The sequence below is a fragment of the Pseudomonas sp. GW822-FHT06D10 genome (assembly GCF_058799535.1).
In genome coordinates this window covers 47,536-68,634 of sequence record NZ_JBXALN010000007.1, presented here as the reverse complement: position 1 = coordinate 68,634, position 21,099 = coordinate 47,536, and the positions used below count along the sequence as shown (strand labels likewise).

General features: G+C 62.9%; 19 protein-coding genes and 4 tRNA genes. 16 read left to right on the top strand and 7 right to left on the bottom strand.

Features of this window, described 5'->3' with window-relative positions; translation table 11 throughout:
• Positions 1-77: 77 nt before the first annotated feature.
• The 7 genes from AC1RL5_RS23065 to thiO are packed head-to-tail and all read left to right on the top strand — an operon-like array spanning position 78 to position 6,797.
• Positions 78-548: a GspH/FimT family pseudopilin gene (locus tag AC1RL5_RS23065; RefSeq protein WP_177191013.1), complete on the top strand. Its 471-nt coding sequence runs from the start codon at positions 78-80 to the stop codon at positions 546-548.
• Entirely contained in the window at positions 545-988 is a 444-nt protein-coding gene (pilV, locus tag AC1RL5_RS23060; protein ID WP_015637088.1) for a type IV pilus modification protein PilV, read from the top strand. The genes AC1RL5_RS23065 and pilV overlap by 4 nt, the downstream gene beginning before the upstream one ends.
• Positions 985-1,695, top strand: a complete 711-nt coding sequence (locus AC1RL5_RS23055) for a PilW family protein (protein ID WP_072452999.1) — start codon at positions 985-987, stop codon at positions 1,693-1,695. Before pilV ends, AC1RL5_RS23055 begins: the two co-directional genes overlap by 4 nt.
• Positions 1,695-2,177 (top strand): pilus assembly PilX family protein, encoded by a 483-nt coding sequence (locus AC1RL5_RS23050; RefSeq protein WP_258538618.1) that lies wholly within the window; start codon positions 1,695-1,697, stop codon positions 2,175-2,177. Before AC1RL5_RS23055 ends, AC1RL5_RS23050 begins: the two co-directional genes overlap by 1 nt.
• Entirely contained in the window at positions 2,164-5,226 is a 3,063-nt protein-coding gene (locus AC1RL5_RS23045) for a pilus assembly protein (protein ID WP_492590082.1), read from the top strand. The genes AC1RL5_RS23050 and AC1RL5_RS23045 overlap by 14 nt, the downstream gene beginning before the upstream one ends.
• Before the next feature lie 15 nt (positions 5,227-5,241).
• On the top strand, positions 5,242-5,643 hold the full coding sequence (locus AC1RL5_RS23040; protein WP_072453005.1) for a type IV pilin protein: 402 nt from the start codon (positions 5,242-5,244) through the stop codon (positions 5,641-5,643).
• Between the two features lie 53 nt (positions 5,644-5,696).
• Positions 5,697-6,797 (top strand): glycine oxidase ThiO, encoded by a 1,101-nt coding sequence (gene thiO, locus AC1RL5_RS23035; RefSeq protein WP_047289300.1) that lies wholly within the window; start codon positions 5,697-5,699, stop codon positions 6,795-6,797.
• On the opposite strand, the gene AC1RL5_RS23030 is transcribed toward thiO, so the two are convergent.
• The 3 genes from AC1RL5_RS23030 to AC1RL5_RS23020 form a co-directional block, all read right to left on the bottom strand.
• Positions 6,794-8,128: a sigma-54-dependent transcriptional regulator gene (locus AC1RL5_RS23030; protein WP_492590080.1), complete on the bottom strand. Its 1,335-nt coding sequence runs from the start codon at positions 8,126-8,128 to the stop codon at positions 6,794-6,796. The two genes, thiO and AC1RL5_RS23030, sit on opposite strands and share 4 nt — an antisense overlap.
• Before the next feature lie 425 nt (positions 8,129-8,553).
• Complete coding sequence (locus AC1RL5_RS23025; protein WP_207239590.1) at positions 8,554-8,787, bottom strand: PP0621 family protein; 234 nt, start codon at positions 8,785-8,787, stop codon at positions 8,554-8,556.
• 124 nt (positions 8,788-8,911) lie between these two features.
• Complete coding sequence (locus AC1RL5_RS23020) at positions 8,912-9,937, bottom strand: outer membrane protein assembly factor BamD (RefSeq protein ID WP_011063536.1); 1,026 nt, start codon at positions 9,935-9,937, stop codon at positions 8,912-8,914.
• Positions 9,938-10,087: 150 nt separating this feature from the next.
• Here AC1RL5_RS23020 and rluD point away from each other — a divergent pair, with 150 nt between their 5' ends.
• The 7 genes from rluD to AC1RL5_RS22985 all read left to right on the top strand — a co-directional run bounded on the left by rluD (position 10,088) and on the right by AC1RL5_RS22985 (position 15,178).
• The gene (gene rluD / locus AC1RL5_RS23015) at positions 10,088-11,050 is read left to right on the top strand and encodes a 23S rRNA pseudouridine(1911/1915/1917) synthase RluD (protein ID WP_492590078.1); all 963 of its coding nucleotides are present in this window, start codon (positions 10,088-10,090) and stop codon (positions 11,048-11,050) included.
• Positions 11,047-11,772: a peptidoglycan editing factor PgeF gene (gene pgeF / locus AC1RL5_RS23010; RefSeq protein WP_072453009.1), complete on the top strand. Its 726-nt coding sequence runs from the start codon at positions 11,047-11,049 to the stop codon at positions 11,770-11,772. Before rluD ends, pgeF begins: the two co-directional genes overlap by 4 nt.
• 130 nt (positions 11,773-11,902) lie before the next feature.
• On the top strand, positions 11,903-14,467 hold the full coding sequence (gene clpB, locus AC1RL5_RS23005) for an ATP-dependent chaperone ClpB (protein ID WP_011063533.1): 2,565 nt from the start codon (positions 11,903-11,905) through the stop codon (positions 14,465-14,467).
• A 296-nt stretch (positions 14,468-14,763) separates the two neighbouring features.
• Positions 14,764-14,839 (top strand) — tRNA-Asn (locus tag AC1RL5_RS23000).
• A 9-nt stretch (positions 14,840-14,848) separates the two neighbouring features.
• Positions 14,849-14,925, top strand: a tRNA-Pro gene (locus tag AC1RL5_RS22995).
• A gap of 5 nt (positions 14,926-14,930) precedes the next feature.
• Positions 14,931-15,006, top strand: a tRNA-Lys gene (locus AC1RL5_RS22990).
• Positions 15,007-15,101: 95 nt separating this feature from the next.
• Positions 15,102-15,178, top strand: a tRNA-Pro gene (locus AC1RL5_RS22985).
• A 224-nt stretch (positions 15,179-15,402) separates the two neighbouring features.
• Here AC1RL5_RS22985 and AC1RL5_RS22980 read toward each other — a convergent pair.
• Positions 15,403-16,614, bottom strand: coding sequence for an aminopeptidase P family protein (locus AC1RL5_RS22980; RefSeq protein WP_072453018.1), 1,212 nt, complete (start codon positions 16,612-16,614; stop codon positions 15,403-15,405).
• Positions 16,615-16,898: 284 nt separating this feature from the next.
• Here AC1RL5_RS22980 and AC1RL5_RS22975 point away from each other — a divergent pair, with 284 nt between their 5' ends.
• Together AC1RL5_RS22975 and AC1RL5_RS22970 are read left to right on the top strand one after the other, a co-directional pair.
• The gene (locus AC1RL5_RS22975; RefSeq protein ID WP_011063531.1) at positions 16,899-17,657 is read left to right on the top strand and encodes a LuxR family transcriptional regulator; all 759 of its coding nucleotides are present in this window, start codon (positions 16,899-16,901) and stop codon (positions 17,655-17,657) included.
• A 95-nt stretch (positions 17,658-17,752) separates the two neighbouring features.
• A complete protein-coding gene (locus tag AC1RL5_RS22970; RefSeq protein WP_072453021.1) occupies positions 17,753-18,643 on the top strand; it encodes a proline iminopeptidase-family hydrolase in 891 nt (296 codons plus the stop codon).
• Between the two features lie 56 nt (positions 18,644-18,699).
• Here the strand turns inward: AC1RL5_RS22970 and AC1RL5_RS22965 are convergent, their stop codons facing one another.
• From AC1RL5_RS22965 to AC1RL5_RS22955, 3 genes are all read right to left on the bottom strand, one after another.
• Positions 18,700-19,998 carry an NAD(P)/FAD-dependent oxidoreductase gene (locus AC1RL5_RS22965; protein WP_015637074.1) on the bottom strand — a complete coding sequence of 433 codons (1,299 nt, stop codon included), beginning with the start codon at positions 19,996-19,998 and terminating at the stop codon, positions 18,700-18,702.
• Positions 19,999-20,058: 60 nt separating this feature from the next.
• The gene (locus AC1RL5_RS22960; protein WP_015637073.1) at positions 20,059-20,232 is read right to left on the bottom strand and encodes a DUF3094 family protein; all 174 of its coding nucleotides are present in this window, start codon (positions 20,230-20,232) and stop codon (positions 20,059-20,061) included.
• Positions 20,233-20,421: 189 nt separating this feature from the next.
• Positions 20,422-21,051: a DUF1780 domain-containing protein gene (locus AC1RL5_RS22955; RefSeq protein WP_011063528.1), complete on the bottom strand. Its 630-nt coding sequence runs from the start codon at positions 21,049-21,051 to the stop codon at positions 20,422-20,424.
• Between the last annotated feature and the right edge of the window lie 48 nt (positions 21,052-21,099).

Genomic DNA, 21,099 nt, shown 5'->3' with positions numbered 1-21,099 from the left:
GCAAATGGCCAAAGCGCCGGTCTATGGAGGGTCCGGGCGCTTGCCTGTTATAGCCGATGACACTTCCAAGGCCGGCCATGAATTTGCATACAAAGGGTTTCACCTTGCTGGAATTGCTCGTCGCCCTGGCGATCGCGGCCCTTCTTCTGGGCCTGGTGGTGCCAGCCTATCGCGCCACCGTGCAGCGAGTGCGTGCCGACACCGAGATCAATCAACTACGTCAGGCCCTGGCTTACGCACGGTTGGAAGCGATCAATCGCCGCCAGAGGGTCGGGATTCGCCCGGCTGCCAAGGACGCTCCCTGGAACGGCGAATTGATGGTGTATGCGGGGCAGGACCCCGGAGGCAATGTATTGCGGGTTGTTCCAGCCATCAGTCCGGGCGCCACCCTGACGCTAACCTCAGATGACCACAGCATCGATTTCAATCGCCTCGGCGGCTTGGCGGCCAGTGATGCGCTGCACATCGTCTATGGACTGGACCAGCAGCGGCGGGTGATCAGTGTCTGTCTCAATGGGCGGGTGATAGCAGCGGAGAACTGCGGATGAACGTGCGGGATGCACAGGATGGCATGACCCTGATCGAGGTGCTGGTGGCGCTGTTGATACTGGCGGTGGGCCTGCTGGGTGCGGCGGCGGTGCAGATCAAGGCGCTGCAGTACACCGACAGCTCGCGGATGACCACCCAGGCCAGCTTTATCGCCTATGACATGCTCGACCGGATCCGCGCCAACGCCGCCGCCGACTACAGCGTGGCGATACCGGCAGAGGGCAACCCGGGCAATGTGCGGGATCAGGACCTGTACGACTTCGCCGCCAATATCGCGAGCTTCGCCGGCCCCAGCGGCAAGGGCAGCATCAGCGTCAAGCAGCATGTCTACACTATTCGCATCACCTGGGACGACTCCCGTGCCGAAGGCCGGGAGGGCAGCCTGCGTAGCCTGGAGCTCAGCAGCCGGGTTGCAGCGCAACCGGGAGGCTTGCCGTGAACCGGGCCGATAGTGGCTTCGGCCTGGTGGAGATGATGCTGGCACTGGCCTTGAGCCTGGTGCTGGTACTGGGGGTGGCCCAGGTATTCATTGCGGCGAAGAACACCTACCAGAGTCAGAGCGCTGCCGCCTACCTGCAGGAGGATGCTCGCTTTGTCCTGAGCAAGATGCTTCAGGAAATCCGCATGGTGGGGCTGTTCGGTTGCCTGCGGACCATCAGTGATGCCAGCACGGCGCGGGAGTTCTCGCACTATGCGGCGACACCGATCCAATGGGACAACGCCGAGCAGAAACTGACCCTGATCACCGCCGATGTCGGGGACGATGGCGGTGCGCCGACCTGGAGCGTGGTCAGCGACTGCCAGCGCAGCGCCGTAGCCTATTCAGGCGCTCATCGAGGAGCCGGCGCTGAGCAGGTGTTCGCCCTGCGCCGGCTGTTCTACAGCCTGAAGAATCGCCAGTTGCTGCTGGGCAGTGGCCTTGGCAAGCAGCAAGCGGTGCTGCTGGACAACGTCGAAGCCTTTGATGTGAGTTTCGGCATGGCCCGTTCGGCCACCGACATTGCCGCCTCCAGCTACAGTCGCAACCCATTGGACCCGGAACGGATCCGCAGTGTGCGCTTGCGCCTGACCCTGGCTGACCCCCATGACCGCGTGCGCCCGCAGACCTATAGCGTGGTCGCGGCCCTGCGCAACAGGTTGCCCTGATGGCGCGCTTGCGAGGTCGGGTTCCTCTCGGGCAGCGGGGTATGGCGTTGCTGGTCAGCCTGGTGTTCCTGTTGCTGCTGACCCTGATCGGGCTCTCGTCGCTGCAGAACGCCACCCTGCAGGAAAAAATGGCCGCCAGCCTGGCTCTGCACAACCGCGCATTCCAGGCCGCCGAAGCCGCGCTGCGGGTGGGGGAGAGTGCGGTGCAGCAGGATGATTTTCGCTTGCCGGTATGTGCCAGCCCTGTTCAGTGCGCGCCTCCCGCCGAATCAGCGCTGGTCAAGGCTCCTGGAGTCAATGCTGCTTCGGCGGTGCTGTGGATCGCTAGCGGCTCTGGCTTCTACGGGGTGCAGAACCTCGGTGTTTCACAGGATGCGGTGAATGTGCCGAGCAATACTCCGGCCACCTTGTATCGCGTGACCGCTGTCGGTCTGGCCGGGCAATCGCGCAGTGTGCTGGAGAGCATCTATGCCAAGTATTGATCGGGGCATGCGTCGGCCCGGTTGGCGAAGCCTGGGCGCGCTGCTGCTGAGCCTGTTGCCGGTGCCTCTAGCCATGGCGTTCAACCCTGCCAGCACCCCGCTTCTTGGTGCCGCGGCGGTGGCGCCGAACGTGATGCTGGTGCTGGATGACTCCCAGGGCATGAACAGCATTGTCCATGCCCGGGAGTTCGATCCGCTGCTCGCCCGGGCTGCGGTCTGGCGCTGTGCCGGAGTGGGGGGCGAGTGTGCTCGGGGTGAGCGACTTGCAGGCCAGGCGATTGCCTTGTCCAGCCTCGGCGAGTCGGGGTGCCGGGCAGGCTTTCACAGCTTCCATGATCCCGAGCGTGGGGTGCGCTGCCTGAAGCTGCCGGACCCGGTTGGGGCGGGAAATACGCTGTACTCCGCGGACTACCTGTCCTGGCTACTGGCGCAGGCCAAGGGACGGGAGCGAGACTTCACTGACGGTTCCATTCCCAACGACTACCGGATGAATGTGGCGCGGCGGCTGGCCACGGCCCTGGTTACCCGGTATCGCTGGCTGCGCCTGGGGTTGGCCACCTTCAACCCGCCGGCCCCGGGTGATCCGGGCCCTGGGGGTTACATTGCCCGTCCCATCAGTGACCTGTCGGCCATTGAAGGCGCTGTGAGCCCGGCCCAGGCCGAGGCCAATTACCAGGCCCTGCTGGCGACAATCAACGGCCTCAAGGCCGGCGGTCATACGCCGTTGGCGGAAACCTACTACGAGATCACCCGCTACCTGCGCGGCATGGTGCCGTACTACAACCTTTCACCGGCGCTCTACAGCAGCCCCATTCAATACCGTTGCCAGAAGAACTACGGGGTGGTGATCAGTGCCGGCGCGGCGGATCACGATACTCAGTTCCCGCTCAACGACCCTTTAGGGGCGGGGCGCCTGCCCAACTGGGACGGGGTCGGCAACGATGGTGGCGAGCGCGATGGGCAGACTCTATTCCTCGATGACCTGGCCAAGTTCGCCTTCGATATCGACTTGCGTGGCCCAGGAGTGGATGAGGCCGGTAAAAGCTGGGCGGAGGTGGATTTCCCCCGTCAGTACCTGAATACCTTCACGGTGGGTTTCCAGGCCCACAATCCTCTGCTGATGGGCGCTGCGGACTACGGCCAGGGTGAGTATTTCCAGGCCCGCAGCAACCTTGAAGGCGTGCTGGCAGGCGTTCTGGGCGAAGGCGTAGCCAGTGCCGTGACTGCCGGCAGTGGTGTACTGGATGCCGCCAGTGGTCGTTATTACCAGAGCCAGTACGACCCGGTCGATTGGCATGGCACGATCCGCGCCTACGGCATCGACAATCAGGGCCGAGTGGCTGTCGGTTCGCCGTTGTGGAGCAGCGATAGTGGCGTGGATGGTGCCGGCGCGGCGGTAATCCATGAGACCTGGAACACTGCCAGCCGGCGTCCGGTGAGCCTGGCCTACGGCAACTTGTCCACCGCTCAGCGTGGCGAACTTGAGCAGTCGTTGCCTGCAGGTGTCAGTGGCGCCGAGTTACTGCGCTGGAGCCAGGGCCGCTCCGTGAGCGGGCTCAGGGAGCGCCGCTATCAGTTGGGAGATATCGTCAATTCGCCGCTGGTGCTGGCAACTGCCGGGCAGCGCAGTGCTGTCGATGGGGCTGCCGGGGGCGACTACAGCCGCTACCTGGCACAGAAGGCCACGGCCATGGCGACGCGCTTGTTGGTGAACAGCAATGACGGGTTGTTCAATGTGTTGGACCCGGCCAGCGGTGAGCGCCTCTATGGCTACATGCCCTCCAGCGCGTTGGGCGCCCTGGCGCAGGTCGCAGATCCCGGTTATCGGCGGGGCGAGCGCCATCGCTATCTGGTGGATGGTCCCCTGGCGGTGTTCGATGGGCAGCGGGGCGGTGCCTGGCAAACCCTGGCCCTGGGGGGCGTCGGGGCGGGCGGCAAGAGTTTCTTTGCGGTGCGTCTGTTCGACGCCGTGCACGGCAATGCGCCTGGCGCCTTGTGGGAAATCGGCGCTCCTCCCGAGCCGGACCGCAATCATCCTTTCAATGACCTGGGGTATGCCTATGCCCGCCCACAGGTAGCGCGCTTGGCCGATGGACGCTGGGCGGCTTTCATCGGCAATGGCTACGGCAGCCATTCCGGGGTGGCAGCGCTGTATGTGGTGGACCTGAATGATGGCTCGCTGATTCGCGAGATCGCCATTGACGACCAGCCTGACAATGGCCTGTCGTCCGTCACCCTCAAGGTCAATGCACGCAATGAAGTGCAGGCGGCCTATGCGGGCGACCTCAAGGGGCGAATGTGGAAATTCGAGCTGTCCGGCAACGATAGCGCCAGCTGGCATCTGGCATTTGCCGGGCAGCCCTTGTTCCGCACCGCGGGAGGCGCCAGCCAGCCGATCAGCGCACCGCCGCGCCTGCTCGATCATCCCCGTGGTGGCCAATTGGTGCTGTTCGGTACGGGCAAGCTCAACGAGACCCGGGACAAGCAAAGCCGGGCGCGCCAGGGATTCTATGGCGTGTGGGACGCCGAGGGCGGTCCTGGGGGCATTGGCGAAAGTCAGTTGCAGGTGCAGCACCTTGAGGCCGGGTTCAGCGCGGCGGCCGGCAGTTTCCTGCGCAGCACCCTCAACGAGGTGCGTTATCCGGCGCAGCGCGGCTGGTACCTGCCCCTGGTACAAGGTGGCCTGGCAGCCGGCGAGCGGGTGCTCAACGAGGCGACCCTGGTGGCCGGCAGGGTGGTGTTCAGCACCCTGCAACTGGAGCCCGACGACCCTTGTTCGAGTGCCAGCAGTGGGAAATTGATCGAGCTGGAGGTGTTCAGCGGTAAGATGCTCGACGCTGCGGTGCTCGACACCAATGGCGACGGGGTCGTGGATGACCAGGACCAGCCCTCCAGCGGCGTGCGCTACGTCGGCACCGTGCCCAGCCTTGGCGGAGTTGCCAGCAATGGCGCCCGCAAGATCATCAGTGACTCCAGGGGTGGCATCAGCACCCTGGTGGAAAGGCCCGGCGGTGGCAGCCGGCGCATCCTGTGGCGACAAATCCAGTAAGCGAGATTCTTGACCATGCGCAGATCCAACCAAGGTTTTACCCTGATCGAAATCATGATCGTGATTGCGATCATCGGTCTGGTCCTTACCTTGAGCCTTCCCAGCATCACCGAATACGTGAAAAAACCGCACCGCAGCGAAATCGCGGTACTGCTTACCGAGCAGGCGCAGCAGCTTGAACGGCATTTCTCCAAGGCTGGGGTCTACAGCAACGCCCCGGACCTGAGCGCCGGCAATGAGTACTACAGCATTACCGCAACCCTGACCGACACCGGTTTCTCCCTGACCGCGACCCCGAAGGACGATGGGCTGATGGCGGCGGACAAGTGCGGCAGTTTCAGCATCGACCAGACCGGCGCGACCCGCATCAGCGGCCAGGCCGAAGGGCTGACCGCCAAGGATTGCTGGGGGCGCTGAGCACCTGATTCGGGCCGCGGCGCCCACTGTCTTTCTCATGATTGGATCGGACTATGGCTAAGCAACAGCAAGTGCTGGTGGTGGGCGGCGGGGTGATCGGCCTGCTCACCGCCTTCAATCTGGCGTCCCAGGGCCAGCAGGTACGGCTTCTGGAACGTTCGGACCTGGGGCGTGAATCGTCCTGGGCCGGTGGTGGGATCGTCTCGCCGCTTTACCCCTGGCGCTACAGCCCGGCGGTCACTGCCCTGGCGCACTGGTCGCAGGATTTCTACCCACAACTGGCCCAGCAACTGTTCAGTGCCACCGGTGTCGACCCGCAAGTGCATGTCACCGGCCTCTACTGGCTGGACCTGGAGGATGAAGCCCAGGCCCTGGAGTGGGCCAAGCGTGAAGGCCGGCCGCTGAGTGCTGTGGATATCTCGGCGGTGCATGACGCGGTGCCGGTGCTGGGCAATGGTTATCAACAGGCGATCTACATGGCCGATGTGGCTAACGTGCGCAACCCGCGCCTGGTCAAATCCCTGAAGGCGGCGTTACAGGCGTTGCCTAATGTGCAAATCGATGAGCAATGCACCGTCAGTGGTTTTATCCGCGAAGGCCAGCAAGTGGTGGGGGTCGATAGCTCGCTGGGCGAGGTTCGCGCCGATCAGGTGGTGCTCTGCGCGGGGGCCTGGAGTGGCGAACTGCTGGGCAGCCTGGGCCTGGAACTGCCGGTGGAGCCGGTGAAGGGGCAGATGATCCTCTACAAGTGTGCTGCCGACTTTCTGTCCTGCATGGTCCTGGCCAAGGGGCGCTATGCCATCCCGCGGCGCGATGGCCACATTCTGGTGGGCAGCACCCTGGAGCATGAAGGCTTCGACAAGACCCCGACCGTTTCGGCCCTGGAGAGCCTCAAGGCCTCCGCGGTCGAGCTGATTCCCGCCCTCGCCGAGGCCGAGGTGGTCGGGCACTGGGCCGGGCTGCGCCCGGGCTCTCCGGAAGGCATTCCCTACATCGGGCCGGTTCCGGGCTTTGCTGGCCTGTGGCTCAACTGCGGGCACTACCGCAATGGCCTGGTGTTGGCGCCGGCCTCCTGCCAGCTGTTCTGCGACCTGCTGCTGGGGAACCCGCCGATCATCGACCCGGCGCCTTATGCGCCTGAAGGTCGGATCTAGTCCAGCCCGAGCTTCTTCATGCGGTAACGCATCGAACGAAACGACAGGCTCAGCCGCCGGGCCGCCGCCGTGCGGTTCCAGCGGGTTTCCTCCAGGGCCTGGAGCAGCAGTTGGCGCTCCACCTGTTGCAGGTGCAGCGCCAGGTCTAGCTGGGTAGCCGCCGCCGATGATCGGGCTTCAAGGCTGCCGGCTCTGGGCAACTGCAGGTCGTCTGTTTCTATCCAGCGTCCTTCGCATAGGGTCTGCGCCCGTTCCAGCAGGTTTTCCAGCTCTCGCACGTTGCCCGGAAAGTCATAGCGCTCCAGGGCTTGCAGGGCTTCGGGACGTAGCTGGACGGCAGGCTGTCCGCTGTCCCTGGCCAGACGCTGCAGGACGTGCCCGGCCAGTGCGGGGATGTCGCCACGGCGCTCGCGCAACGCAGGGACTCGCAACTCGATGACGTTCAGGCGGTAGTAGAGGTCCTGGCGAAAGCGTCCGGTCTCTACCTCGTTTTTCAGGTCCTTGTGGGTGGCACAGAGAATCCGCACGTCGACGGTTTTTTCCTGTTGGCTGCCTACAGGGCGCACGGATTTTTCCTGCAAGGCTCGCAGCAGTTTTACTTGCATGGCCAGGGGCAGGTCGGCGACCTCATCAAGAAACAGGGTGCCGCCGTGGGCGGCCAGAAATAACCCGGGCTGATCGCTGACGGCGCCACTGAAGCTGCCTTTGCAATGGCCGAAGAGTTCACTCTCCATCAATTCGGAAGGAATCGCCCCGCAGTTGACCGGGACGAACGGGTATCGGGCCCTGGGGCCAAGCTGGTGGAGCAGACGGGCGACCCGTTCCTTGCCACTGCCGGATTCACCGCTGATATAGACCGCCGCCAGGCTGTGGGCCAGCTTGTCGATGTGGCGACGCAGGGCATTCATGGGCGCCGAGTCTCCCAGCAATTGCCGGGCTGGGTCCTCCGTTGCGCAGTCCGTGGCCTGCTTCAGGCTGGCACCTACCCAAGCGCGCAGTTGCTTGAGGTCCAGAGGCTTGTGCAGCAACTGGCAGGCTCCGGCCTGCAGGGCACCCGCGCTGGCCTGTGCACAGGCGCCGTTGCTTAGCAGCGCCACAGGAAGGTTGGGGTGGGACTGGCGGATGTGCCGCAGCAGCTCCAGCCCGCTGCCGTCCGGTAGCTGCAGGTCGGTCAGGCACAGGTCAAAGCGCTCCCGGGCCAGGCGGCCACGGGCTTCCTGCAGGGTGCGCGCACTTTGGGTGTGCAAGCGCATTCGGCCCAGAGTGATCTCCACAAGGGCGCGGGTTTCCGTGGCGTCATCGACCACCAGCACCGATTGCCGTGGGTTCATGGCGGCTGCAGTTTTCATCCGTGAGTGAGGAGCGGGCGACAGTGCTCGCCCGATGGGCGTGAACTCAAGTCTAGGCCCGACGCGGTAGCGGCGCAGGGGATGGGCCACTGGTCATCCTGCCGGGCGTCCTGAAGGTGCGCGTCGTCGGGACGTTGTGGTGCCCGTGGATGGGGGGCTACAGCGCTCTGCCCGAGAGCGAAACGGCGAGTGGGCGCCAACAGGCTATTTTGTCGCCAATTGTTCGGCCGGGGTTGGCACTTGGGCCTTCCCGTTCCTGAGTAGAGGTTCGAAGCCTGGGAGAGGCGAGGGAGGAAGGGGGCGACGAGCCGGTTCATGCGCTGACCAAGGCCTGGAATAGTCCGTGTCAGACGCCATTTTTCGCCCCCGAGTTCCTTGCCTCGGCTATCCGCAGTGGGCCTGGCGGCTCAGCGGTCCTGGTTTCCCGGCCCTTGTTGCAGGTGTGCCTGGCTGCAGTACCACTGTTGCGACTGGCTCAGGGCCCGGTCCTGGGGCAGGTGCACGCCGCAATGGGCGCAACGCACCATGGGCGTAGTGGCCGGTTCATTGGGGGCGCGAGGGGCGGCGACAGGACGCTTGAACTTGCGCCAGAACCATACCGCGGCGGCAATCAGAGCGATCCAGAACAGTAGACGAACCATGGCAACCAGCTTTTTGAAGGGGGAGGGGGCAGTTTAGCCAAGCGCCCGACGGGCGCACAGGCCCATCAGTGCGCGGGCATAAAAAAGGGAGACTTCAAGTCTCCCTTTCCGGCCTGCGGGGTGATCAGTCGAACACGCCGAAGGTCATGTAGCTGAACCAGGAACGGTCGCTATTGTTGTTGCCGGCAGCCTCGTGCTCTTCTTCCTCGACCACGTCGCCGTTGCTGTCTTTAGGCTTGAGCTCGGACGGAATGGCGTCCTTGGCATCCTGGTACTGCTTCATCACGTCCTGGTTGGCGCGGGTTTCTCCCGGCGGCAGCGGTGGACGGGACTCGATCAGGCCCAGGGTGGCCTTGCTCAGCCACGAACGGTTGTCGGCCTCAGCTACGCGTGGCACGAACTGACCGTCCACCAGGCTTGGGTGGTTGGGGTAGTTGAGCTTGAGAGTTTCCAGGCTGGTGGCAGCCAGTTCATCCAGGTGCAGGCGCTGGTAGGCCTCGGTCATCACCGCCAGGCCGTCGCCGACCGATGGGGTTTCCTGGAAGTTCTCCACTACGTAGCGGCCACGGTTGGCGGCGGCGACATAGGCCTGGCGGGTCAGGTAATAGTCGGCTACGTGGATCTCGTAGGCAGCCAGCAGGTTGCGCAGGTAGATCATGCGCTGCTTGGCGTCCGGCGCGTAGCGGCTGTTGGGGAAGCGGCTGGTCAGCTGGGCGAACTCGTTGTAGGAGTCGCGGGCGGCACCCGGGTCACGCTTGGTCATGTCCAGCGGCAGGAAGCGCGCCAGCAGGCCGACGTCCTGGTCGAACGAGGTCAGGCCCTTGAGGTAGTAGGCGTAGTCCACGTTCGGGTGCTGGGGGTGCAGGCGAATGAAGCGCTCGGCGGCGGACTTGGCGGCCTCCGGCTCGGCATTCTTGTAGTTGGCGTAGATCAGCTCGAGCTGTGCCTGATCGGCGTAGCGACCAAAGGGATAGCGCGATTCCAGGGCCTTGAGCTTGGCAGTGGCGCTGGTATAGCTGTGGTTGTCCAGGTCGGTCTGCGCCTGCTGGTACAACTCGACTTCGCTCAGGTTTTCGTCAACGACTTCCTTCGATGAGCAAGCAGCGGTCAGTGCGAGGATGGCGATCAGCAGCAGGTGTTTCACTTGCATGGCGGCTTGCGTCCCTATGACGGCCGCTGTCTTGGGCGGGGCCGTCCTGTTATGATGAGCGCCCCGTTGAAAGCCTCGGGGCAAAAGACGCCGTATTTAACCACAAGCGCGCAGCCGAAACCAAAGGCTGTGCCGACGCCCAGTCCGAGCATGTCCGATAAAATTGAACTTCGCGCAGAGGTGCCGTCCGAACTGGGCGGTCAACGCCTCGATCAAGTCGCCGCCCAACTATTCGCTGAGCATTCGCGCTCGCGCCTTTCCGCCTGGATCAAGGACGGCCGCCTGACTGTGGACGGAGCGGTCATCCGCCCGCGGGACATCGTGCACGGCGGCTCCATTCTTGAGCTGACTGCCGAGCAGGAGGCCCAGGGCGAGTGGATCGCCCAGGATATCGAGCTGGATATCGTCTATGAAGATGACGATATCCTGGTGATCAACAAGCCTGCGGGCCTGGTGGTGCACCCGGCTGCCGGCCATGCCGACGGCACCCTGCTCAATGCCCTGCTGCATCACATCCCGGACATTATCAATGTGCCGCGGGCCGGTATCGTCCACCGCCTGGACAAGGACACCACAGGACTGATGGTGGTGGCCAAGACCATCCAGGCGCAGACCCAACTGGTGGCCCAGCTGCAAAGCCGCAGTGTCAGCCGCATCTATGAATGCATCGTGATCGGCGTGGTAACCGCCGGGGGCAAGATCAACGCTCCGATCGGCCGTCATGGCCAGCAGCGCCAGCGCATGGCGGTGATGGAAGGCGGCAAGCAGGCCGTCAGCCACTACCGGGTCCTGGAACGTTTCCGTTCCCACACCCATGTGCGGGTCAAGCTGGAAACCGGTCGTACCCACCAGATCCGGGTGCACATGGCCCACATCAACTTCCCGCTGGTGGGGGATCCAGCCTACGGCGGCCGCTTCCGCATTCCGCCGGCGGCGAGCCAGACCATGGTCGACTCGCTGAAGAACTTCCCGCGTCAGGCCCTGCATGCACGCTTCCTGGAGCTGGATCATCCGACCACCGGTATGCGCATGAGCTGGGAATCGCCGCTGCCGGACGATTTCGTCTGGCTGCTGTCGCTGCTCAAGCAGGACCGTGAGGCGTTCATCGGATGAATGACTGGCTGATTCCCGACTGGCCCGCGCCGGCCGGAGTCAAAGCCTGTACTACCACCCGCGCTGGCGGCGTCAGCCTGACGCCGTTCGACAGCCTCAACCTGGGCGACCATGTCGACGATCAGCCGCAAGCAGTGGCCGAGAATCGCCGTCGCCTGAGCGAACACTTCGGCATCGCCCCGGCCTGGCTGCAACAGGTGCACGGGGTGGCCGTGGCCCACGCCGATCCTTCCATGGCCGCGACCGCGGACGCCAGTTGGTCCGCCACCCCGGGCGTTGCCTGTGCGGTGATGACGGCCGACTGCCTGCCGGCACTGTTCTGCAACCGTGCCGGAACCCGAGTCGCCGCGGCCCATGCCGGCTGGCGCGGGTTGGCGGCGGGCGTGCTGGAAGCCACCCTCGACAGCCTGGATACGCCCTGCGCCGAGGTGCTGGTGTGGTTGGGGCCGGCCATTGGCCCGCAGCGCTTTGAAGTGGGGCCCGAGGTGCGTGAAGCCTTCTTCGCCCAATTGCCGGCAGCCGAGCAGGCCTTTGTGCCGAGCGCCAATGCCGGGCGCTTCATGGCCGATATCTATCAGCTGGCGCGCCTGCGCCTGGCTGCCTGTGGTGTGACTGCCGTGTACGGTGGCGGCTACTGCACCGTCAGCGATCCCCGCTTCTTTTCCTACCGGCGCAGCCCGCGTACCGGGCGTTTTGCCTCCCTTATCTGGCTTGAGCGCTAGACTAATCTGACTTGTGTCAAGCTGCTGACGCTTGAATCTCCCAGAATCGACCGCATCTAGTGAAACATCTGGCAGGTTTCTCTATTTAGGTGTGTCCATCGCTCCGGCCTGCTCAAAAGGAAGGTGACTAATGCGTATAGACCGATTAACCAGCAAATTGCAGCTGGCCTTATCCGATTCTCAATCTCTGGCGGTTGGCCTCGATCATCCGGCCATTGAACCGGCGCACCTGATGCAGGCGCTGCTGGAACAGCAGGGCGGCTCGATCAAGCCTCTGCTGATGCAGGTGGGCTTCGACGTCAACAGCCTGCGCAAGGAACTGAGCAAAGAGCTCGACCAGCTGCCGAAAATCCAGAACCCCACTGGCGACGTCAACATGTCCCAGGATCTGGCGCGCCTGCTCAACCAGGCCGACCGCCTGGCGCAGCAGAAAGGCGACCAGTTCATCTCCAGCGAGCTGGTGCTGCTGGCCGCCATGGATGAGAACAGCAAACTCGGCAAATTGTTGTTGGGCCAGGGCGTGAGCAAGAAAGCCCTGGAGAACGCCATCAACAACCTGCGTGGCGGTGAAGCGGTGAATGACGCCAACGTCGAAGAGTCGCGCCAGGCCCTGGACAAGTACACCGTCGACCTGACCAAGCGCGCCGAAGACGGCAAGCTTGATCCGGTAATCGGCCGTGACGACGAAATTCGCCGGACCATCCAGGTGCTGCAACGCCGGACCAAGAACAACCCGGTGCTGATTGGTGAACCAGGCGTGGGTAAGACCGCCATCGCCGAAGGCCTGGCCCAGCGGATCATCAACGGCGAAGTGCCCGATGGCCTCAAAGGCAAGCGCTTGCTGTCCCTGGACATGGGCGCCTTGATCGCCGGCGCCAAATATCGTGGCGAGTTCGAAGAGCGCCTCAAATCCCTGCTTAATGAACTGTCGAAGCAGGAAGGGCAGATCATCCTGTTCATCGATGAGCTGCACACCATGGTCGGCGCTGGTAAAGGCGAAGGCTCGATGGATGCGGGCAATATGCTCAAGCCGGCCCTGGCCCGTGGCGAGCTGCACTGCGTGGGCGCCACCACGCTCAACGAATACCGCCAATATATAGAGAAGGACGCAGCCCTCGAGCGGCGCTTCCAGAAAGTGTTGGTGGATGAGCCGAGCGAGGAAGACACCATTGCTATCCTGCGTGGGCTGAAAGAGCGCTATGAGGTGCACCACAAGGTGGCGATCACCGACGGCGCGATCATTGCCGCGGCCAAGCTCAGCCATCGTTACATCACCGATCGGCAGTTGCCGGACAAGGCCATCGACCTGATCGACGAGGCCGCCAGCCGCATCCGCATGGAGATCGACTCCAAGCCGGAAGTGCTGGACCGTCTGGAGCGGCGCCTGATTCAGCTCAAGGTTGAATCCCAGGCCCTGAAGAAAGAAGACGACGAGGCCGCGATCAAGCGCCTGGAGAAACTCCAGGAAGAGATTGTCCGCCTGGAGCGTGAATACGCTGACCTGGAAGAAGTCTGGACTTCGGAGAAAGCCGAAGTGCAGGGTTCTGCGCAGATCCAGCAGAAGATCGAGCAGTCGCGCCAGGAACTGGAAGCGGCGCGTCGTAAAGGCGATCTCAATCGCATGGCCGAGTTGCAGTACGGGGTGATCCCGGACCTGGAGCGCAGCCTGCAGATGGTCGACCAGCACGGCCACAGCGAGAACCAGTTGCTGCGCAGCAAGGTTACCGAGGAAGAGATTGCCGAAGTGGTGTCCAAGTGGACCGGCATTCCAGTGTCGAAAATGCTTGAAGGCGAGCGCGACAAGCTGCTGAAGATGGAAAGCCTGCTGCACGAGCGGGTGATTGGCCAGAACGAAGCCGTGGTGGCGGTGGCCAACGCTGTGCGCCGTTCCCGAGCCGGGTTGTCCGACCCGAACCGGCCCAGCGGTTCGTTCATGTTCCTCGGCCCGACCGGCGTGGGTAAGACCGAACTGTGCAAGGCCCTGGCGGAATTCCTCTTCGATACCGAAGAGGCCATGGTGCGGATCGACATGTCCGAGTTCATGGAGAAACATTCCGTGGCTCGCCTGATCGGTGCGCCACCAGGCTATGTCGGTTATGAAGAGGGCGGTTACCTGACCGAAGCCGTGCGTCGCAAGCCGTACTCGGTGATTCTGCTGGACGAGGTCGAGAAGGCGCACCCGGATGTGTTCAACATCCTGCTGCAGGTCCTGGAAGATGGCCGTCTGACGGACAGCCACGGGCGTACCGTGGATTTCCGCAATACGGTGATCGTCATGACCTCCAACCTGGGGTCGGCGCAGATCCAGGAGCTGGTAGGGGATCGCGAGGCACAACGTGCGGCGGTGATGGACGCGGTGTCCACCCACTTCCGGCCGGAGTTCATCAACCGGGTCGACGAAGTGGTGATCTTCGAGCCTCTGGCACGGGATCAGATCGCCGGCATCACGCAGATCCAGTTGGGTCGCCTGCGCAGTCGCCTGGCGGAGCGCGAGCTGAGCCTGGAACTGAGCGACGAGGCCTTGGACAAGCTGATCGCTGTGGGTTACGACCCGGTGTATGGCGCACGGCCGCTGAAACGGGCCATCCAGCGCTGGATCGAGAACCCGTTGGCGCAGTTGATCCTCTCCGGCGGTTTCCTGCCGGGAGCCACGGTTACCGCCTCGGTGCAGGACGACGAAATCGTCTTCGCCTGATCACTGATCGGTGGGTTTATAGAGGAGGCCTCGCATTGCGAGGCCTTTTTTTTCACTAGGGCGTTGAACTGTAAGGAAAAGGCTTGTAAAGTGCGCCCCGCAGTCAGTCACCCCCGAGGTTTTTTCTGATCAAGAAGAAACCGGCAATGAAGTCGCAAATCATTGTCTTAAAAGCAATTTAAGGGGTTGACAGGGGTTTTTAAGATTGTAAAATAGCGCGCCTCAGAGACATGAACGTAGCGATGCGAACAAGTCGAAGAGGATGAAGTAAAAAGTTGTAACTTGAAATATGTAGTTCCGTGATAGCTCAGTCGGTAGAGCAAATGACTGTTAATCATTGGGTCCCAGGTTCGAGTCCTGGTCACGGAGCCAATTTCAAACCGGGGTATAGCGCAGTCCGGTAGCGCGCCTGCTTTGGGAGCAGGATGTCAGGAGTTCGAATCCCCTTACCCCGACCATTTTTGGGTCGTTAGCTCAGTTGGTAGAGCAGTTGGCTTTTAACCAATTGGTCGTAGGTTCGAATCCCACACGACCCACCATTTTTGAAACCAGTTAGCGCTGGAATCGAATCTTAAGAACAGAGGCCAAAAGCGCTGTTCGAAGAAGGCGCCTCTAGAAGGTGCCTTTTTTTTACCGGGGTATAGCGCAGTCCGGTAGCGCGCCTGCTTTGGGAGCAGGATGTCAGGAGTTCGAATCCCCTTACCCCGACCATATTCACGAAAAAGGGCACCTCATTGAGGTGCCCTTTTTCGTATGCCTGTGGAAAAGTTCGCAGCCCCGCTGGCGTCGAGCCTAGGGTAGGTTACCTACAGCCCTTGATGCCTCGATTGTGCTTGTGCTGAATGTTCTCCGTCACAGTATTTGGCTGATGACTCGAGTCATGGCTGAAGCGGCGAGCCTTTTCTGTGGGGGAGGGCGTTTTCCAGGCAGTTGAGTCAACTGCCAATGATGTTGTGCCGCGGCCCGTACGGCAGCCCGGTGATATTGCACGCGCCGTGCTCGTCGACGATCAGGATGTCGTGTTCCCGATAACCGCCGGCACCGGGCAGGCCTTCGGGCAGCCTGATCATCGGTTCGATGGACACCACCATGCCGGGCTCAAGAATGGTCTCCACATCCTCACGAAACTCCAGCCCGGTCTCGCGCCCATAGTAGTGGTTGAGGATGCCGAACGAATGGCCATAGCCGAAGGTACGGTATTGCAGCAGGTCGTGCTCCAGGTAGAGGGCGTTCAGTTGTCGAGCGATATCGCTGCAGCGTGCGCCGGGCTTGACCAGTTGCAGCCCGGCTTCATGCACCTGGACGTTGATCTCCCACAATCGCAGGCAGGCGTCGGGGCAATGGCCGAGGAACAGCGTGCGCTCCAGGGCGGTGTAGTAGCCGGCGATCATCGGGAAGCAGTTGAGGCTCAGCACTTCTCCTGGGCTGACCCGTCTCGAGGTCAGTGGATTGTGGGCACCATCGGTATTGAGCCCGGACTGAAACCAGGTCCAGGTATCCATCAGTTCGGCCCCCGGAAACGCCTCGGCAATCGCCCGCACCATGGCCTGGGTGGCGTGTCCGGCCACCTCGTATTCCGGTACCTGGTCGTGCAGGGCTTCGATGGCGGCGGCCCCGCCGATGTCTGCAATCCGCGCACCCTGGCGGATCAGCGCTTGCTCTTCGGCGGACTTGAGCATGCGCAGGTTCATGCAGGGCGCGGCGATGTCCAGTAACTGTGCCTGGGGATAGAGCTCGGCAAAGGCCCGGTGATTGGGCAGGGTCAGATGATCGAACTCCAGCCCCAGGCGCGAAGCGCGGGGCAGGGCCTGCTTGACCGCGACGAAGAAATTGCCCCGCTGCCAGTCGGTGTAGATCACCTGGGCATCGCAGGTCGCCCGTCGCCCCGGTTGGCCGCCGTCGATATTGGCGCTGATCAGCACGCTGTGGTCCTGGGTCACCACGAGGGCGTACTGGCGGCCGAAGGAGCAATACAGGAAGCCGGCGTAGTAGTTGATGTTGTGGTACGAGGTGAACAGCGCGGCGTCAATGTCCTGTTGCGCCATGTAGGCCCGCAGGGCGCCCAGGCGTCGAGCGTATTCTTTGGGGGAGAAGGTGGCAGGGGCTTTGTCGCCGTTGTGCAACTCAAGCGTCTGGGGCATCTGCATGGCCTGGGTCCTTGTCTGCTATGAGCGATGCATGGCGCCACACGGGGTGGGCCGTGACACAGCATTGCAGCAGATAGGGCGGGGGCAGGCATGTGCGGTACCGACCTTGAGCTGGTTGTCAGCGCTGTTTTGCGGGTCATGGCCATGGGCGCCGATGACGCTGGGGCAAGCGTTGGTTGCACCGCAAACCTAGTATTTCTTATAGGTTTTGCCTGGCCCGTTGCTGCCGGGCGTGGCATTCTGGCCCTTCGCTGTTAAGGATCAACAGTAAGGAAGCGGCAAGGATGCAGAGCAGGCTCGCGGAATTTGATACCCATCTTTTGTCCGGAAACTCGCTGCATGAGCGAATGACGGGAACCATGACACTGGCCTCGGAACTGGGTTTCGATGCCCTGGTTTATGACTACAGCCCGGTGCCTTTCGATCAGGCAGGCGAGCTGATCATCCCCAGTGCCATGGTCTGCAATACCCCCAGGGACTGGCTGGAGCTCTGGTGCGATCAGGGTTACTACCATATCGACCCGGTCCAGCAGGTTGCTCTGGACAGCTCCTCGCCCTTTATCTGGTCCTACAAGCCCGAGGCGGAAACCGTCCTGCGCCAGGCCCTCGGGCAGCAGCACGCTCCGGTATCCAGTTACCTGCACCATCATCAAATGGCCCATGGCATGACTGTGCCCATCCATTTACCCAGGGGCGGTTTCGCCAGCCTCACCGGTTTGCGCTCCGGCAATGCCACGGTGGCATTACAGGACTTGCAACAGGTTCAGGGCCACTTCACCCTGCTTGCTCATGCGTTGCAGGAGCATCTCTATCCACAGCTCAGCAAATGCGTTCGCAGTTATCCGGTTGATCTGACCCGGCGTGAACGCGAGTGCCTGAAATGGGCTGCAGAGGGCATGACTTCCGGCGAGATTGCCGAGCGCCTGCAGCGTTCGCAGGCCACGATCAACCTGCACCTGACCTCGGCGATGCACAAGCTGGGCGCCAGGAATCGGGTTCAGGCGGTGGTTCGCGCGGTTCACTATCGCCTGCTGGGGAACTGAGGCGAGTAGCGCAGGCTCTGCCGCACTGGAGGCGTTGGAGCGCGGAACGGAAGATTGAACGACACAGGCTGATTGTCATCAGGGAGCGATGCGCAATGAATGCAAGCAAACCACCACTGGAAGGCTATGCCTCCTTTGGCGTCCATCAGACGTGGTATCGGGTCACCGGGGATCTGCACAGCGGACTTACGCCCCTGGTGATTCTGCACGGCGGTCCGGGCTGCACCCATGACACCCTGGACGCCTTCAGGGATGTGGCCGCCAGTGGTCGGGCGATCGTTCAATTCGATCACCTGGGAAGTGGCCTCTCCACTCGTCTGGATGGCAAGCCGCCGTCGTTCTGGAGCCTTGAACTCTACCTGGAGCAGTTGGACAACCTCCTGGACCACCTGCGCATCAGCCAGGACTACGCCCTGCTGGGTCACTCCTGGGGAGCTGCGCTGGCCAGCGAGCACGGGGTGCGCGCGCCGGCCGGCTTGCGTGCGCTGATCCTGGCCAATGCGCCAGCCGACATGCGCACCTGGGAAGCCGAGACCCTGAAACTGCGCACAGCCCTGCCTGAGGAAGCGTTGCAGGTGCTGGCCTGGCATGAGCAGCCGGGCTCCCCTCGTGGCGCCGAATATGTGCAGGCCTGGCAGTTGTACTTTGAACGGCATGTATGTCGGCTGCGCCCGTGGCCTGAAGAGGTGGCGCGGATGTTTGCCCAGGGCCGTGGTGCCGATGGCGCGGAGCGGAGGGGAGGTTTTCCGCTGATGGACAACCTGCGGGACTGGAGCATCGTCGAGCGCCTGGAACGCATCGAGGTGCCGACGCTTTTGATCTGTGGCCGCTACGATGAAGCCACGCCAGTTGTGGTCAGACCCTACCTGGAGAAGATTCCCGGCATTCGCCTGGCGTTGTTCGAACACTCCAGCCACATGCCCCACGTCGAGGAGCGGGTCGCCTGCATGGGCACCGTCGTGAATTTTCTCGATGAATGCCTGTAACCGCACGCCAGCACCCCACGCTACGTTGCGTAGCGGGGGCGTGGTTTTTCAGGGGCCTAGTGCAGCTTCAGGCGTGGATCGGTACCGCGGCCGATTCGGCTGCCAAGCATCAGCATCGCGGTGCGGAAGACTCCGTACAGCGCCATCTGGTGCATGCGATACAGCGAGATGTAGAACATCCGCGCCAGCCAGCCTTCGAGCATCACGCTGCCAGTGAGGTTGCCCATCAAGTTGCCCACCGCCGAGAAGCGCGACAGCGAGATCAGTGAGCCGTAGTCGGTGTACTTGTAGGTCGGCAGGTCCTTGCCTTCGATGCGCAGCTTCAGCGACTTGGCCAGCAACGAGGCTTGCTGGTGCGCGGCCTGGGCCCGTGGCGGCACATTGCGGTCGCTGCCTGGTTGCGGGCAGGCGGCGCAGTCGCCGAAGGCAAAGATGTTCTCGTCGCGAGTGGTCTGCAGGGTCGGTAGTACCTGCAGTTGGTTGATGCGGTTGGTCTCCAGGCCGTCGATGTCCTTGAGGAAGCCTGGCGCGCGAATGCCCGCGGCCCAGACCTTGAGGCTGGCGGGAATGGTCTGGCCGTCGGCGGTGATCAGGCTGTCGGCGGTCACTTCGCTGACCGAGGCGTTGGTCAGCACCTTGACCCCGAGTTTCTCCAGGGTCTTGTGCACCGGGCCGCTGATGCGTTCGGGCAGGGCAGGCAGCACCCGTGGCCCGGCCTCGATCAGGGTGATGTGCATGTTTTCCGGGAGAATCCGGTCCAGCCCGTAGGCCGCCAGTTCATGGGCCGCGTTGTGCAGTTCTGCCGCCAGTTCCACGCCAGTGGCGCCGGCGCCGACGATGGCCACGCTGATCTGCTCCACGGTATCGGTCTGCCCGGCATGGGCTCGCAAGTAGTGGTTGAGCAGTTGCTGGTGGAAACGCTCGGCCTGCTTGCGGGTGTCGAGGAACAGACAATGCTGGGCCGCGCCCTGGGTGCCAAAGTCGTTGGTGGTGCTGCCCACGGCGATCACCAGGGTGTCGTAGCCCAGCTCCCGGGCCGGCAATAGCTCCACGCCTTCTTCGTCGTAGGTGGCGGCCAGTTGGATCTTCTTGCGCTGCCGATCGAGCCCGCTCATGCGGCCCAGCTGGAACTCGAAGTGGTTCCATTTTGCTTGGGCGACGTAGTTGAGTTCGTCTTCGGAGGAGTTCAGCGAACCGGCAGCCACTTCGTGGAGCAGCGGTTTCCAGATGTGGGTCAGGTTGGCGTCCACCAGCATCACACTGGCGGTGCCGCGCTTACCCAGAGTCTTACCCAGGCGGGTCGCCAACTCCAGGCCGCCGGCGCCGCCGCCAACGATGACAATACGATGAGTCATAGGGATATCTCGCAAGGCTAAAAGAAATCGGTGCAGTCAACCGAGCGAGCGCGAAGCAGCTCATAGCGTCAGGTAACTGATGAAACGGCTCAACAGGCCCAGGGCGACGGTCACCGCAATCACCACCACGAGGAGCATCCACGGCCGGAAGGGCCGGCGCTCGACTCGATGCTGGGGCAGTTGCAGGTATTCTTCGACATGGCGTTGGTCGTCGGGGTTCAGGCGGCTGCTCATAAAAGACCTCGTCAGATAGACGTCGCAACGTTGAGGAATGTTACAGCGCGGTGTTATCCGGCATGAACGGAGCATAGCCGCTGCCGCGTGAGGGCTCGCTGGCACGGGCCCGGCGTTGGCAGGCAAGTGTGCTTTTTTACCATTGCCGGGCGGATTGCGCCATGGCTACACAGGCCGCATTGACCGGCGTTACAAACTGATGCCGACGTCGAAGAGGATGCTGCGGCCCAGGTTGCTGCGCAGGAACTCCGGTGCATCCGGGTGGGCGAACAGCACGCGGGCGAACGTCGGCCCCACCAGGGACAGCGAGCGCCAGCCCTGGCGCAGGTATTCGGTGGGGGGCGGGAAGTGGCTGTTGAGATCCAGGACTTCGCGTTTCAGGGCGGCGAAGGCAATGATGTCCAGCTCGCCGAGGTTCATTCCGCGTTCCTGATAGTTGTGGGCCTTCTTGCGCAAGGTCGGTGCCAGGCGCAGCAACAGTTCGCTGGCCGGGATGCGCTTGGGCTTGGCTTCGCGGCGCACCAGCTGGCTCAGGGAGAACGCGCTGCGCCGGCGCTGCAGTTCGTCACGCCATTCATCGTTGAGCCTGCGGCCTTCGTCGAGGACGAAGAACACTTCGAAGCTGGCCTCGCGAAACAGCACATCGGGGGGCTCTTGCCCGGCGGCGGTGAACTCGTCGTTGCGGTAGGGAATGTTCAGGCCTTGCAGCAGGCGCTGGCAGACCCAACGCTCACGCTCCCATTTGCGGGCATTGGACAGGAACGCGTTGGCTTGTTCGGCCTGGATGGTAAGCAGGCGCAAAAAATCTGAGTCATCCATACCCCCAAGCTTAGCGCTCAAATATGACCTTAAAAACCACGGCCGTGC